Origin of the sequence: Dawidia cretensis (assembly GCF_018598175.1) — a bacterium.
In the GTDB taxonomy this organism is placed as follows: domain Bacteria; phylum Bacteroidota; class Bacteroidia; order Cytophagales; family Cyclobacteriaceae; genus Ohtaekwangia; species Ohtaekwangia cretensis.
Genome location: NZ_JAHESE010000009.1, coordinates 119,185 through 134,849 on the forward strand (window position 1 = coordinate 119,185; position 15,665 = coordinate 134,849).

The 15,665-nt window shown below is 51.0% G+C and carries 14 protein-coding genes; 5 read left to right on the forward strand and 9 right to left on the reverse strand.

What is annotated here, in order from left to right:
* Positions 1–2 precede the first annotated feature (2 nt).
* The 3 genes from KK062_RS11650 to KK062_RS11660 form a co-directional block, all read right to left on the reverse strand.
* A complete protein-coding gene (locus KK062_RS11650; RefSeq protein WP_254084473.1) occupies positions 3–2,819 on the reverse strand; it encodes a carbohydrate-binding protein in 2,817 nt (938 codons plus the stop codon).
* Positions 2,820–2,985: 166 nt separating this feature from the next.
* Positions 2,986–3,411 carry a hypothetical protein gene (locus tag KK062_RS11655; protein ID WP_254084474.1) on the reverse strand — a complete coding sequence of 142 codons (426 nt, stop codon included), beginning with the start codon at positions 3,409–3,411 and terminating at the stop codon, positions 2,986–2,988.
* Between the two features lie 11 nt (positions 3,412–3,422).
* Positions 3,423–4,010 (reverse strand): Panacea domain-containing protein, encoded by a 588-nt coding sequence (locus KK062_RS11660; protein ID WP_254084475.1) that lies wholly within the window; start codon positions 4,008–4,010, stop codon positions 3,423–3,425.
* A gap of 222 nt (positions 4,011–4,232) precedes the next feature.
* On the opposite strand from KK062_RS11660, the gene KK062_RS11665 reads away from it, so the two are divergent.
* Positions 4,233–5,039, forward strand: a complete 807-nt coding sequence (locus tag KK062_RS11665; RefSeq protein ID WP_254084476.1) for an alpha/beta hydrolase — start codon at positions 4,233–4,235, stop codon at positions 5,037–5,039.
* A 5-nt stretch (positions 5,040–5,044) separates the two neighbouring features.
* Here KK062_RS11665 and KK062_RS11670 read toward each other — a convergent pair whose 3' ends face one another.
* The gene (locus KK062_RS11670) at positions 5,045–5,446 is read right to left on the reverse strand and encodes a winged helix-turn-helix transcriptional regulator (RefSeq protein WP_254084477.1); all 402 of its coding nucleotides are present in this window, start codon (positions 5,444–5,446) and stop codon (positions 5,045–5,047) included.
* Between the two features lie 120 nt (positions 5,447–5,566).
* Here KK062_RS11670 and KK062_RS11675 point away from each other — a divergent pair, with 120 nt between their 5' ends.
* Positions 5,567–6,364, forward strand: a complete 798-nt coding sequence (locus KK062_RS11675) for an SDR family oxidoreductase (RefSeq protein WP_254084478.1) — start codon at positions 5,567–5,569, stop codon at positions 6,362–6,364.
* Positions 6,365–6,377: 13 nt separating this feature from the next.
* Here KK062_RS11675 and KK062_RS11680 read toward each other — a convergent pair whose 3' ends face one another.
* The 3 genes from KK062_RS11680 to KK062_RS11690 all read right to left on the reverse strand — a co-directional run bounded on the left by KK062_RS11680 (position 6,378) and on the right by KK062_RS11690 (position 10,723).
* Positions 6,378–6,947 (reverse strand): HD domain-containing protein, encoded by a 570-nt coding sequence (locus KK062_RS11680; protein ID WP_254084479.1) that lies wholly within the window; start codon positions 6,945–6,947, stop codon positions 6,378–6,380.
* A 28-nt stretch (positions 6,948–6,975) separates the two neighbouring features.
* On the reverse strand, positions 6,976–9,510 hold the full coding sequence (locus tag KK062_RS11685) for a TonB-dependent receptor (protein WP_254084480.1): 2,535 nt from the start codon (positions 9,508–9,510) through the stop codon (positions 6,976–6,978).
* Positions 9,511–9,736: 226 nt separating this feature from the next.
* Entirely contained in the window at positions 9,737–10,723 is a 987-nt protein-coding gene (locus KK062_RS11690) for a GlxA family transcriptional regulator (protein WP_254084481.1), read from the reverse strand.
* Between the two features lie 265 nt (positions 10,724–10,988).
* On the opposite strand from KK062_RS11690, the gene KK062_RS11695 reads away from it, so the two are divergent.
* Positions 10,989–12,029 (forward strand): formylglycine-generating enzyme family protein, encoded by a 1,041-nt coding sequence (locus KK062_RS11695; RefSeq protein WP_254084482.1) that lies wholly within the window; start codon positions 10,989–10,991, stop codon positions 12,027–12,029.
* A gap of 734 nt (positions 12,030–12,763) precedes the next feature.
* Entirely contained in the window at positions 12,764–13,087 is a 324-nt protein-coding gene (locus KK062_RS11700; protein WP_254084483.1) for a DUF6686 family protein, read from the forward strand.
* Positions 13,088–13,098: 11 nt separating this feature from the next.
* Here KK062_RS11700 and KK062_RS11705 read toward each other — a convergent pair whose 3' ends face one another.
* Positions 13,099–13,866 carry a LytR/AlgR family response regulator transcription factor gene (locus tag KK062_RS11705; RefSeq protein WP_254084484.1) on the reverse strand — a complete coding sequence of 256 codons (768 nt, stop codon included), beginning with the start codon at positions 13,864–13,866 and terminating at the stop codon, positions 13,099–13,101.
* Positions 13,867–14,095: 229 nt separating this feature from the next.
* Here KK062_RS11705 and KK062_RS11710 point away from each other — a divergent pair, with 229 nt between their 5' ends.
* A complete protein-coding gene (locus KK062_RS11710; RefSeq protein ID WP_254084485.1) occupies positions 14,096–15,139 on the forward strand; it encodes a hypothetical protein in 1,044 nt (347 codons plus the stop codon).
* Positions 15,140–15,193: 54 nt separating this feature from the next.
* Here the strand turns inward: KK062_RS11710 and KK062_RS11715 are convergent, their stop codons facing one another.
* Positions 15,194–15,652 (reverse strand): hypothetical protein, encoded by a 459-nt coding sequence (locus KK062_RS11715; protein WP_254084486.1) that lies wholly within the window; start codon positions 15,650–15,652, stop codon positions 15,194–15,196.
* Positions 15,653–15,665 lie beyond the last annotated feature (13 nt).

Sequence of the window (15,665 nt, forward strand, 5' to 3'; positions counted from 1 at the left end):
CGCTATCGTTTAACAACCTTTATCACTTTCCTCCTGGCTCCATTCTCCAACGAAACAAAATAAGTCCCCGACGGCAGCGCCACCAGCTGCAACGTAACTTCCTGACGATGCGCATCAATGACCTGCTGATGCTGCACGCGCCCTAATACATCACGCACGGATACCGTCCGAAACACAGCCGGGGGAAAGTTAACGGTAAACATATCTTGTACAGGGTTAGGCGAATATGTAATCTTTTCTTCCTCACGCAGTACGTCCGCCACTGCCGCCACGCGGCCTGTGCCATGGCTCACAAAGTTTATATAGTTGATATTAAAATCGAACCCATCCATAAAGATCCGCAGCACTTTTACCCCGGTCGTCAACGCCGGCGTCGTCACGGAGACCGTCTGATATAGCTGCCAGTTGCCGGTATTCGGCACCGCCACAGGTCCGGAGATATTAACACCGTCCAATTCTACATGAAAGATCTTCCCCGCATTGGGCGTCGCCACCCGGGCCTGCAAGGTATAGGTACCCGCGCTCATAACATTCACGGTGTACTCCAGCCACTCTCCCGTACCGATCCATCCAACATTATAACCACCTTCCGAACAAGTCTCAATATCGACACGCTCCGCAGCTCTGTATTGTCCACCGCTGTTGACTACATCCTGATCTGAGTAGGCAATACCCTGTCCTCCCGTATCATAATTTTCCGCCTCGATACGTCCCGGTATAACCGCCGGCGTGCCGGTATACGGACCCTGTCCCGGCGTACTCAACACAAAGTTGAGATCGTTCAGATTGAACCCGTCCGTATCCATCACAATGCGTACCACCTTTTGGCCCGTGCTGATCATCGGCGTCGTCACGCGCACGGTTTGGTACACCTGCCAGTCGCCTGTAGCCGGCACGGCAATGCCGCCTGATATATTCACACCATTCAATTCTACGTGAAAGCTTTTTCCCGAAGCCGGTGTCGCCACACGTGCCTCCAGGGTGTAGACACCTGCCGACGCTACATTAACCGTATATGCCAACCACTCACCCTTCGACAACCATCCCACAAAATAACCGCCCGCCGGCGTCCCGCCGATATCGATCGGCTCCGATGTACGATACTGCCCACCGTTGTTCACAACATCCGTATCATAATAAGCAACTCCTTGTCCACCGGCATCATAATTCTCTACTTCCACGCGCCCCGGTATGGCAGCCGGGCTTCCATTAAAAGGCGCGGAGGCATGAAAGGTAATGGCCGCAGTAGCCGAGCCTATTGTATATCCTGATCCGCTGGCCAGGGTCAACTGCAGCGTCTCCCCCGACGTAATCACATGATCTGTAGCAGGCGCGACAGCAACACTTACCAACGGAGCCGAAGGAGTTAACGTAACAGACCCCGTCAATGCGGGAGTGGCCGTATAATCTGCTGCCGGCGCCGTACCGCCCAGCGTATAGGCAACCGTAACAGGCGAAGTAACATTCGTCGCGGCAATAGTAAAGCTGCCCGGCAACACACCACGCACAGCCGGACTTGTCGAAGACACATACACCACCGGAACACTAAAAGAAGGAACAATCGGAATAGTGCTCGTCAACGGAGTCGAGTGGTCAAGCATCTTCTGGCTCTCGTCGGCCAACCGGAGATACCAATCGCTCGGCAACGTATAGCCGTCGGCGTCCAGCTTCACGATCGTCCCCTGCGCGGGCGCACCTCCCGCATTGGGCGCAACCTTAAACATGGCCGTACCTTCGTCGACCTCATCAAACATGGCCACATACAAAAAGCTCGATCCGGCGCTGATCGCGTTGTATGCCTGGCGCCAGTAGTTATTCCCACCGTCGCGCGGGTTGTCATTGATCCGCTCGGGATATAGCTGATCTGTCTGGTTAAACCACGAGCCTCCCGGCCAGATCACCGGCATATAATCAATGCCGTTCGCATGACAGTCGGCCAGGTCTGGCACGATCATGTTTGTCTTCCACGCATCAACGCTGGTCTTATTATAGCGTCCTACTGTCCACGGAGAGATCATATCAAACGAGCGATAAACCGCGGCCCACTGCGGCTCGGTCTTTGTATCACTCTGTGTCCGCAACGTGCGCCAGTACGATGGCACACCGCCTACTACATACGCGCGGTATTTCTCCGGGCCATTGTGAAAGAAGTCGATCACAGCCTGCGCCGTTTGATACGTCACCGGATTATGCGAAAAACCCATCCCCCAGATGGCCACCACCGGTTTACCCTCCTGCCGCGCATGTCCCGGGCGATTCAACATATCGTACGTATCGACCAGGTACTTCCAGTCGGCGATGACCTTATCGTAAAAACCTTCTTCCGGCACACCCGTCACATCGTACATCACCGCGTAATGCCTGCCGTACGTCTGCGCGGCGTTCATCACATTTTCCATAATATGATTCCGATTCTGAAAGTTTTGCTGGTTAGATGCCGCCTCGCCCAGGAAACGTTGCACATAGACACCGTGCACATTGTAGTCACGCATCCACTTAAAGTGGACATTCACCGTACTTTGATCGTATGACGAAAACAGCCGCGCCATGGAACCATTCTGATACGTCATTTCCGTAGCATACTGCTGCGGGTATTCCACCATCTCCGGCCAGAAGTCAATATTGATCTTCGTTGCATTGGGTGTCTGATCCTTAAACCAATGCCGCCATTCATTCACCGGCGACCCATCACCCGGCGTATTAAACCAGCCCTGGTATCCCATCATGACCTTATTGGTCAAATCGTTCTGAGCATACGCAGTCTGGAGAGCACTTACTGTAAGCAACAGCAACACGGTGAGTTGTACATATCTTTTCATAGTCAGTCTTTTTGCATGGTTGATTCCATGATATCGACTGAAAAGTCGTCTCTGAAAAACGGCATTAAAAGCAGTAATCGACCAGAAGTTAATACCCCCGGCAACGAGAAGCCGATGTAGTGTAAACAGCAATCGACTACACGGTCTGAATTGGAAGGTGTAACGCTTATCTGGATTCAGGGATCTTCACAGAAACCAACGCGTAACTTCTCTTGATCTTGGCATTAATCGTTCCCGCGCTAACAACTAAATGTGTTGCACGTTCAAGATCGGCTCTATTCATAGTACCGATATACATATTACGATCAGCTTTTAATCTGGTAAGCAGCGACACCTTCGTGATTTCATATACCTGACTGCAATTCAGATAAGAATCGTGATCCAGATAGGATCGACCATCAGCCGACAGTTTCAACTGAAGATTTCGCAGCTCTTGCGTACCCAGGTAGTTGATATTAATTGCAGAGTTGATCAATGCGATCAGGATCGAATCTGTATTCTCAGCCAGTATAATGTAACGTTTTACTTTGGGCGGCGTGGTCGTCCAGAGAAATTCCCTGTACACCGTGCCCGGTGCATAAATAGCCAACATCGGTATAAATTCTAGTTTGCAAAAAAGTTCTTGTTCTCAATGCCTTCTTCAATAAACTTAATCATCTCTTCATTTGCACCACCCGCACGCGCAATCTCTACGAACGACATTGTATCATTTTTAGAGGTTTGAGCTGCCTTTTCCCAGGCGGCATCATGCGATTTTTCCGTCAGCTTACCAAAGGAGAGATCTTTATTTTCTTGCACTGACAACATCAACGACGCCAACTCAGTGTCTGAAAAAATGCTTTCATCAAATTCACCTACGGGCTGAATAAAATGCTCATCTTCGACCCGCACATATTGAGTAATCGTTTCTATATCTACCTCATACGGGAGGTCCTGGCGCAAGGCCTTTAGGATGTCATAGGTCTTGGACGGCACTGGCCCCTTGGGCATAGCTACATAGGAGTCTCCTATGATAAAGGAACCATACTGCGCAATATGTTTTTGCTCAGCAAAGTACAGTATCTTAAAAACCTGGTGAAACCCAGCCTCTTTGCCGGCCAGTCTTAATTGCTCAGCAACATACAATACGGCGTTTAGCGCCTTCTCTACATCAAATGTTGATTTTTTTGGCATAGTCATAACAAGCATCATATCATATAACATTTAAAATTGACGAAAATTCCGATTATTGCTAACAAGCGATCGAGAGATTATTATTCCACAACGTCTTCAGTTGCTCACATCGGTCCATAAATAACACACCAAAGTTATCGTTTAAAACGAATCCTCCACATTCCCCGAAATACTTTACCCCAAAAAACACAGAATATTTTATTCCTTAATCCGGTTATCTTTACATCACAAGCCGCCTGCATGCAAACACTAAAGATCCTGGCATATTCCATTATCGCCCTCTATTTCCTGGTCGCCCTGCTATTATACATCTTCCAGCAAAAAATGATCTTTTACCCAGGCAAAATGGCGAAGAATACCAATCTGAACCTGGCCAGCCACCAACGCGAAGTATTTCTCGAAACACGCGACAACGAGACCATCCACGCCCTCTACTGTGCCGGCACGCGCCCGGAAGTCATACTGTACTTCCACGGCAACGCCGGCGACTTGAGCGGCTGGAAGTTTGCCGCAGAAGACTTTACCACCCTGGGCTATGCTGTATTGATGATCGACTACCGCGGTTACGGCAAAAGCACCGGGCAACTCTCCGAGCAAGGCATGTATACCGACGGCGAAGCCGCCTATGAATACCTCACGAAAGAGTTGCACATCGCACCCGTAAACATCCTGGTATATGGCCGATCCATTGGCACGGGTGTGGCCGTAGAAATTGCCACACGATACCCGGTCCGTGGATTGGTGCTGGAGTCTGCCTACACATCGCTCAGCACGTTAGCCAACGAAAAAGTGCCATTCTTTTTCCCTTCGCTCTACCTCCGCTTCCGATTCAATAACCTGCAAAAAATTGCAAACGTTACGTGCCCCGTCGTACTGCTGCACGGCACCCGGGACGAGCTTATTCCCCCCGCGCACAGCCAACGTTTGCTTGCTGCGATTAAAAGTAAAAAGAAATTAATCCTGATCGACGGCGGCGGGCACAATGATCTCGCAGGCTTCCCGGAATATGGTCGGTCTCTACAAGAGGACCTGAATAATTTCTTCTAGCATCTTCAACGTGGCGGCGCATACACATCACCTTCAGGCACGGGTCCTGGAGCCACATACCCTTTCTCTATAACAGCGCGCAGTCGTGCCTGATTGTCATCCGCCCACTGGCCCAGCGCAGAAATAAATGGCAACAAAGATTTTCCAATGTCTGTCAGACTGTACTCGACTTTCAGCGGCACTTGCGGATAGATTACCTTTGAAACAAGCTCATGTGTTTCGAGCTCTTTCAACTGCGCATTCAACACACGAAGCGAAGCCTGCGGAATCTTTCGATGTAACTCGCTCGGCCGCTTATGACCTTCGTTAATGAAGTATAATAACCGAATTTTCCACTTACCATACAGCACTTCTCCGATCAGATCTAACCCGCAATTGAGCTCGATAGGAATCTTCTTTTCGTACATACATCAAAAATAAGCCCATGGTACCGGAAATACCAGTATGGATAAATTTATCCCTATAGGCATAATTACACCATTCTTGCAACACATCTTCCTGACACGGATTTTTGTGTAAAAAAAATAATGAATACGACAGCGATACACACCGGGCACGAATTGGCAGACAAGGTAGCACTGGTGACGGGAGGAACGAAAGGCGCCGGGCGCGCCATTGCCGAACGACTAAAACGGGCCGGCGCCCGGGTCATTGTAACGGCACGGAATCCGGCGGAAGAGAACCTGGACGGAATTGACTTCATCGCCGCAGACCTCAGCAAGCGGCTGGGAACGCAAAAAGTCATCGACGAAGTCAACGCCCGGTTTGGCGGCATTGATATATTGATAGACAATCTCGGTTCATCCGAAACACCCGGTGGTGGCTTCGCCGCGCTGACGGATGAAGATTGGGAAGAGACGATCCAGGCGAACCTGCTTGCCGCTGTCAGACTCGACCGCGGGTTCTTGCCTAAAATGCTGGAAAAGAAATCGGGCGTAATCATCCACATAGGCTCGATACAAGCGAAGATGCCATTATACGAATCAACGTTGCCCTATGCAGCCGCAAAAGCAGGACTGGTGAACTACAGCAAAAGCCTGTCGAATGAAGTATCACCCCAGGGCGTCCGTGTATTGACTGTCTCACCAGGGTTTATCCAAACGACTTCCGCCACCAGGATGGTGGAAAGACTCGCCGAGAGCAGTGGGACAAGCTTTGAAGTTGCCTTGCAAGGATTGATGGAAGCGCTCGGCGGAATCCCCTACGGGCGTCCTGCATGGCCGGAAGAACTTGCCGAGTTTGTCGGCTTCCTCGTCTCACCCCGCGCCGGCTACCTGACCGGCACCGAGTATATCGTCGACGGCGGCACAGTCCCGACAATCTAGCAAACATCCACGATCACTTGTGCGGGAACCGCTCCAAACATTCCTCCAGCGTAGACAGCGCCCGTTGGTAAAGCTCGGCATTCCCCTTATCGATCAGGGCCAGGATGGCCTGACACTCCCGCACATACACCGGAGCAAAATCCGGATCGTGTTGTGTGATATCAACGGCATTGTCGATAATATCCGCATACTTCACTGTCTGTGCATCGGCGCTCACCGTAGCCAGGCGTTCCGCTTCCCGTGCCCGCCGCTCCTTTCTTTTCATGCGCGGCTGACGCTCACGCGTATACACATCGGTGAGCTCCACCACAGTCCGTAGCGTGCGCGCTACCTCAGCCCCGGGCATCAACGTCTCCAGAAACCCGCCAATAGATGCTTCCCGGACGGGTGTATCTTCCAACACATCGTGTAGCAACGCCGCACACAATGTAGCGGTGTCCTGCGTATAGGCCCGGCACGTTTCCATCACTCGTACCGGGTGTACAATGTAAGGAGCATCAACGTACCGCCGGCGCTGATCACTATGCGCCCGATTAGCAAAATCCCGAACGGCAGACAAAATCGTATCTTGAGAGTTGTTCATCGTTGTACTCGCAAGTTACAATATGCTCTCAAAACCCATACCCCAACGTCACATAATAAAATCCACCAACACTGGGACCACCTAAGAACGAATTATAATAATGATTGAACACGTTACTACCCCCGACCTTCACCGACACCTGCTTCAGTCTCTTACTCACCTGCGCATCCACCGTTTGGTAGGCCGGCACATCACCGTTAACCAGGAACGATTGCCAATAATAGCTGTCTTGCCGCCGGTAGGTGACCATAAAGCCCAAACCCTGATAGAGATCACTATTGCCGACAGAAAGGTTCACGATCCAGGCCGGTGTGTTGAAGCCATCCTCTAGTCCATCATTTCCCGATCGACGTTGTAGACGTGCATAGGTCAGGTTCCCATTCATGGCAAAGTTTTTGCCGAACAGGTACTTCAGCCCAAGCCCTGCGCCATAGTTGTAGGCTGTAGTCTTGGAGTTCGTCCACATGCGGTAACGGTCTTGTAAGGTGCGGTCAGCCAGATAGTAGGAAATCGAGTCGGCATTTGCGGTGCGGGGAATATTCATTTCCACCTGGGCAATAAAATTGTTATAGCGGTTGTAATAGAAGTCTACATCAACTTGCAAATTCTCATCAAAGAACGAACCCCTATAGCCGGCCTCGAACGAGCGGATCTCTTCCGGCTCGACATAGGTATAATCATTTTTCTTATACAGTCCCTGGTTCTCGATAATAGCTTCGCTGCGGGACACGCCGTTCTGATTGACCTCGCGCAACACCGCCGCCTGAAAGGCATCGATCGACGCACGGTTGTATGCGCGCTCAAAGACACCGGACGACATCACCGGCAAGCCTCCGACACGCTTCACACCGCCACTGTTGACATTGGAGAATGCCTCAAACACGCTTGGAAACCGGAACCCGTTCTGAAACGCAAAGCGGACGTGGTGCAACGGCGACACGGAATATACCGCTGTGAACCGTGGATTCCATTTCAGCGAGTAATATTCGTTCTTGTCTGCACGCAGTGTGGCGCCGAGCTTGAGCTTGTGACCGAACGACCTGGACACCTGCAGAAAGCCACCACTCTTGCGATACAATAAATTATGTCCGTCTCCTTCGGGATTGATAAAGTAGTTGCCGTCGGGAATGATGATATAGGTGCGATGATCAAATCCCACCAATATTTCCAATCCAGTCGATGCTTTCACATTGGCTAGCAGCTCCTCCGTTACGTTCAACTGACCTTCTACATGCAGCATTCGCGATTTTACACGCAGGGCAGCACCGTAATCCCAATTATTGATATCACCCAATGCGCTAATCAGATTGTCGAAGGCCGCTGTACCGGACTGTGGCCGCCCCGTGTCACCAACCACGCGCGCCGCCCGGTGCGCATCGGCCACGCTCATGCCCGACGCAACAGCATCCTGAAAGGCGGCCGCGTACTCGGTATACCAGGCATTGTCGGATTTAAACGTACGATCGATGTTCTCCCCCATCGACCGGGCATTGTAAGATTTACCGGTATTCTCGACATTCACGTACGCCAATGCCTGCACGGACCGCGATTTAAAAGCCAGCCCGTGTTGCTGCAGGCGGTAGTCTTCGAGTCGGAAGCGGTTCGCACGCTGATAGATATTATCGAGGTCGGCAAAGCGGTAAGTATAGATCAACTTCGTATCCGGGGTAAAGGCATAGTGCAGGGCTGCATCTGCCTTGGCATTGTGAATGCTATAGTCCACGAGCTCATTCTCATAATAGCCCGTCCGGGCGACGACATAGTTCTTACCAGCGAGCGATAATGTGCGGCGATTCGAGGATTCGTTGCCATAGCCGTTGACAGGATCGAACGCGGGGTTGTCAGCACCTAACAACCCCGTGCTGGCGTTGGCACTGCCGTTCAGATCAGCATGGCTGTTGGCAACCCAGTCGGTGCCCGTGATATAAGAGCCATTGATCTTAAAGGCGAAGTTCGAGTTGATCTTCTTTGCCCACCGCAGACTCGTTTCGGAAAATATCTTAGCGCCACCTTCGGTGTGAATGCGGTTGACACCGGTCTTTTGTTGCAGGCTGATTCCTTCTGTGGTGAAAGGATCTTTTGTCAGGAAGTTGGCCATGCCATTGATGGCATTCATACCATATAGGGCCGAGGCCGTACCCGGAATAATCTCGACGCTTTGTATATCGAGGTCGCCTGGACCGAGCATGTTGGCAATAGGAGCACCGAGGTGTGGTGCCTGGTTGTCCATGCCGTCTACCATTTGCACAAAGCGCACGTTGGTGGTATTGCCAAAGCCTCGGGTGTTGATTACTTTAAACCCTACACTGGGCACTAGCATCTGCACGCCTTTGATATTCTCTAGCGCGTCAAAAAAAGAGGGTGCTGCAGAATTGTAGATGGCTCGTGACGACAATTTTTCGACGCTTACCGGCGACCTCCCCAAATCCTCCTCCAAACGCGATGCAGTCAGTACCACATCATGCAGGATGACCACTTTCGTTGTATCCGGATCCGGCTGGCGTTGTGCCCAGCATTCGAACGAACCTATTACAAAAAGTAAAACACGTAAAATTCTATACATAGAAAAATTTACCGGCTATGGGTCGGCACAAATGAACAAAAAGTCATTCGAATTAACCGCCTGCCGCTACCGGCAGTACAAGGAAACCGCTGGAATATCAAAATATACCCCTGAAAGGCGCATTTCCCGTGACGTATGCGCTACCAAAATATCCTTTCGGACCGATATTTCCAATCGTACCTATCGGACAAACATCCAGGAGCTTCGATGAGCCATACCCGGTCCGCTACCGATACGTAACAAATTCTTTATTATACCGGCTCCGGTAGTCGAGTGGCAACAGGCCGGTGATCTTACGAAAGGTCTCGCGGAAAGCTTTGGCATCGGCGTACCCGGACTCGTACATCACTTCCTTTACCGTGCGGCGGCTGGTCTCGAGCATCTTTTTGGCCAGCTCGATCTTCAGCCGCTGCTGATATTCTAAGGGCGTATTGCCGGTGGCTTTGATAAAGCGCCGGTCAAAGTTGCGCCGGCTCAGTGTATACCGTTCGGCGACATCTTCCATCGAGATTCGTTCGCGCAGGTGCTCTTCAATAAACAACTGGGCTTTTTTGATAAGATCATCTTCATGATCCTTTTGTGCCTCAAAGATCACAAACGGCGACTGGCTGGTACGATTGATATCAACCTGAAAGATCTTCGCACAGAAAACAGCCGTAGCGCGATCGTAATATTTTTCGACCAGGTACAGCATCAGGTTCAAATATGAAAATGCGCCACCGTTCGTGTACAGACCGTTCTCGTCTGTGACCAGCTTATCGGGTAACAATGTAACCTCCGGGAACATCTGTCGAAACGCGCGCGCTGCATTCCAATGGGTGGAGCAGCCTTTGCCATCCAGCAGCCCGGTGGCGGCTAAAATGAAAGCGCCGGTGCAGATACTGGCCACCTCCGCACCGCGCTTGTATTGATGTTGTAGCCATGCAATGATTTCCTGGTTGTCGCGTACCAGTCGTTCAAAGTCATAGTGTCCCGCAGGGATAATGATCAGGTCTGTCTTTTTTACGGAATCGATGTGCGCATGCGGCGTGATGGAGAAGAGACCGTCGTATAGGTCCAGCCGCGACTGCACGCCCACCAGCTGCACGGTAAAGATCTTTTCTTCGCCGCGTTGCTCATGGTACTGGTTGGCCTTGATCAAAAATTTATAGGCCCCCACGATGCTACTCAGGTTGCTCTGCCCATTGGGGATAAGGATTGTCGCGTGCTTCATAGCGTCTTTTACTATAAAAATACGCACGCGGTCTGTCCAAATCAACCCGTCGGAATGTCCAGATTACACCCCCAGATCCGGTGCATTGCCGCATTTTGACTGGAAACGTCATTCCGCGTTGCTCTTTTTTTCATTTTTTCGTACGACTTTTTGCGTGCCACAACACTTTTTCGTACGACTTTTTGCAGTCCGTGAAGGGAGCCGATTGAGCGGGTTTATATTTCCGGCTTGGATGATTCGTGTGTAGATCCGTATTTCGTGGGGCATGAGAAATTACCAACGTCACACTTCGGCCATTCTGAAAGCATTGGGCATAGCCTTGTCGCTGAGCGCCTGTCAGACAAAAACTACTACCGAAACGGCCTCACCCTCCACGGCATTGGTACCCGCGCAAATGGACACTGTGCCGCCGAAGATGATCTGGGTGGAAGGAGGCACTTTTACCATGGGCTCTTCGGAAGCCGACTTCTGGGATGCCCATCCACAGCATCCCGTCACGCTGGATGGATTTTGGATGGATGAGCATGAAGTAACGAATGCCGAGTTTGCTGCTTTTGTAGCGGCCACAGGGTATCGTACGGTGGCCGAGATCGCGCCGGATCCGAAAGATTTTCCGAATGTGCCGGTAGAAAGCTTAGTCGCAGGCTCTGCGGTGTTTACGCCGCCTACCGAGGCTGTGTCACTGGAGAACCCGCTGCAGTGGTGGACCTATATGGCCGGTGCCGACTGGCGTCATCCGCAAGGGCCACAGACGACAATCAACGGAAGACCGAATGACCCTGTCGTACAGGTATGTTATGAAGACGCTGTGGCGTATGCCCAATGGGCAGGCAAACGTCTACCGACAGAAGCGGAATGGGAATATGCCGCCCGCGCGGGCAATGAGTCTCAACCCTACTATTGGGGAACGGAGTTGAAGCCGGGCGGTAAGTGGGTCGCGAATATTTTTCAAGGCGCTTTCCCGGAAGGAAATACCTCGGAAGATGGGTATACTACGTTGGCGCCGGTGAAGTCATTTTCAGCGAATGCGCGAGGCCTTTACGATATGGAAGGGAACGTGTGGGAGTGGTGTCAGGATTTTTACCGCCCAGACTATTACGCACAGAGCCCGGCGAAGAATCCGCAAGGGCCTAACGACAGCCTGGATCCGGATGAACCAGGAGCGGTGAAGCGCGTGCAGCGTGGGGGGTCGTTTTTGTGTAGTGATGCATATTGTATTCGGTACAAAGCAGGGAGTCGTGGGAAAGGGGAAGTGAAGAGTGCTTCAAATAATCTCGGGTTCCGGTGTGTAAAGGACAAATCTTAACGCTCTGCCACCACCAGGACAAGTTTCAAGATTTTTCGTTGCCCCTACGCGTAAGACCCTGAAAAATCCGGTATTATGTCCGTCAAATCACGGGATATAGAATAGATATCCAATAGTTAATGAAGTTATATCCAATAGATATCCAAGTATTATATAGGTATTGAATATCCCTTACTAAAGAGCTTCTGCTCATATCTTAAATTATTCAGTTAACTGGCAGTTGCTCGCACGCGTGCTTATTCTATTTCGGCACAGTTACAATTTTCAATGTCATCGTCGGCGACAAAAGCCCGCTAAAGACACTTTTGATACAAACGCTCGGCACCTTTTTCTACCTTTTAGGAGTGATCCTGCACGTATTTGTCTCACCTTTGAGAGGTATTATTTAGAAATATTCTAAATAATTATTGGAAGGAATGGGATTGCGCTTCATCTTTGAACCATCATTTAGCGATAAGTGACCCCGTTAGTACTCTCTCATAGGTTAGGTAATGAAGGGAATGCATGTGGGAATGCATTCCCCCTTTTTGAACTTGGGGAGCTCCCTGACTTGGAACATCGAATACCATTCAAGCAGGGACGCTCACCCGCCAAAAAATAAAAGAGAATAGGATCGGGACAGGCAAAACAAGCAAAACCTGTACGGTAAGCCCCTGCTCGCCATTCGTGTCTGTATGGCGGCAGGGAGCCTTACCTCCCAGCGTCTTGATGTTTTACTTTTACTATATACTCGCATGCTGTGCTCGGACATCACGTACCACCAGAATTCTTTCGGTTCCAGCAAGAAATGTACTTGTCACAATGCCGTGCACCTTACCTTTGGGAATATCTCGTTGCTGTTGAGCCGCACGCAGGTCACTGATTTTACCACGTACATTCGCGAAACCCTCACCGCGGAATGCTGCCTGTCCGATTATGACGAGCGTGCTATCTATATCCCTACACGCGACTTTTCCATGATGTTTGCTATGACGTATAACGAGCTCCGGCTTTTATATGAGATCCTCGACCATACCCTCCTGATGATTGAAGTGGAAGAAGCGTTGAAATGCGAATAAGCGCCGGGCCGTTACAAGATGCTGTGCTCGGCTAAGTAATCAAAAAACTCACTGCTATAATTCTTGCCGATGCTGAGCTCTTTGCCGGCAATGGTGATGCTGCGCTGCTGCACAAACTCCAATTGTTCAACGTTGACAATATACGACCGGTGTACCCGGAAGAACGGCGGCGACGGCAGGATGTCGGCCAGGCGTTTGAGCGACATCAGTACGATGACCGGCTTGCCACGCGTGAGGTGTATGCGCACGTATTCCTGTAGTCCCTCCACATAGAGAATCTCGTCGAGGCTCAACCGTACGGTCTTGTAATCGGATTTGACAAAGATAAATCGTCGTGGGCTATCAGGTATCTCTGCCGGAAGTATTGCTGCCGGTGAGCCGTTCGTTATGCGTTTGCCTGTGATGTATTCCTGTGCTTTTTGAATGGCAACCCGAAAACGGTCGAAAGGGAACGGCTTTAGTAAGTAGTCTACGGCGTGGGCCTGGTAGGCCTCGTAAGCATGTTCGGTGTGGGCCGTGGTAAAGATGACGCGGGCTTTGTGTTTGGCAATGGTGCGCGCAAACTGAATACCGGATATATCCGGTATATGCACGTCTAACAGCAAGATATCCAGCACATCCAGATCATGTGCTTCATAGCAGGCGATGCAGTTATCGTACTGGCCGACCAGCTCCAGTTCAGGCATTTGTGTTATATACCGAACGAGCATGTTGCGGGCGAGCGGCTCATCGTCTACTACGGCAACGGAGAGCTTAACATCCTGCGAACGATCGGTCATACCTTAAAGCTATAGCATTGTGCGTAGATTTTCTTTATGCAAATGTTAACACTCCTTGAACTTTTCAGTGCCTGACAGGCGTATTCTTTTTGCTCATTTAGATTTATAGTCCGTTGGTTGGACGCAGGCATACGCCGATTGAATATCACGGCGGGGCTCCACGACGAGGTGTACGTTTGTGTCACTATGCAAAGCGCATGGTGACACTTGTATACCTAAAACCAATTCCATGTTTAACAAGTTTACTTTTTCCCTGCGCAGCACGGCGCTCCTCTCGCTCGTGTTGTTTGCAGTTACCGCCTGCTCTGACTCCGAATTTCAACGTATCGAAGAAACCGCCGCCGATGCCCAGGGCTCTGCCGCGGCAGTAGAAGCCAACCTCGCCCTGCGTTGGGCACCAGTACACTACCAGGATACCGACGTTACCGGCACCTATAGCCTGACCGGCAAATCCGATTATATTACCGCCATCAACTTCGACGGCGACTGGAACGCTACCAACAACTGGAACAATACTGCTAACGCGGCCGCTGCTGCGCATTGTTATTACTCGGTGGTAGAGACGTCTACCCATTGGTTTATCGTCTATGCGTTCTTCCATCCACGCGACTGGTCGGACAACCCGTTTGAATATTATCTCGGTCAACACGAGAACGACCTGGAAGGCGTGTTAACATGTATACAAAAAGACGGCTCCACTTATGGCAAGCTGGTTGCGGCTGTAACCGTGGCACATTCTGACTTTTACTCATTCCTCCCTGCCGGTGGCTCGGTACAAGCCAACCAGGAGGATGTTGACGGCACGCTGTCGTTTGAAAACTACAATGGTGAAGCGCACCCGGTAACGGCCCAGGAAGCTAAAGGCCACGGCCTGAAAGCCAATCCTTACTACAAGATCAACGGCGACGGCATTGGCTACTATCCGAGCCTGACCGTGGCAGAAGTACCGTCGAACGCCAACGACCGCGACGTGAAGTATAAGCTGGTAAACATCTTCGAAGCCGGTGGCCTGTGGGACCAACGTTTTAACACGGCTCTTTTTAACGGCACCGATGGCGGAGGCTCCTTCAAGAGCAGCTTCGGCAGCGGCGGTGCGAATGCACCCTGGGCATGGGATGATGGTAACGATCTGCCAGGTTGGGGTGAGTTGGCGACGAATCCTGCGCGGTTGATTGATGTCTATTACAAGAACCTCGGCAACTTCGACCTGAACTATAGTAATAACCGTTACCGCGGTATTAGCACCTCGGGTGTTATCGCACAGAATAATTAATTCCTACCTTCTTTTCCAACGTGATGAGCCGCCGGCATTCTTGCTGGCGGTTTTTTATTGTTTTGTAAAAACAAACTTCCATTCTCCTACAATACCAGTTATACGACCCGTTGTGGAGGGTTCCGCATAGGTAAATTCGAAGATCAGGGTGGTTTCGGTTACTTCGTAGGAAATGCGTACGTCGTCTTCGCGCGTTAGGTACTTTGTGGGGTCCTGGGCGTCGAAGAAGAGGCGGCCGCCGGAGGATACGCTCCAGGGGCTCTGCCCGGGATTTTCCTCGATGATGTAGCTCATATTGGTGCCGGAGGTCAGTGATGATAGCGTAAAGACGGTTTCGGCGTAGGCATCCTGGGTGGCGCCGTCTAGTGTTACAGTTGCTACTTTCCAGCGGCCGGTGAGCTTTTCGGCTTGCTCTTCGGCAGCGGTTTGGGCGGAGCTGTCGTCATCGCTGCAGCCGGTCTGTGTCAGCGCAGCAGCGAGTAGAAGTATAAAGATTCGGATGAAGTTGGTCATGATCTTATTGTTT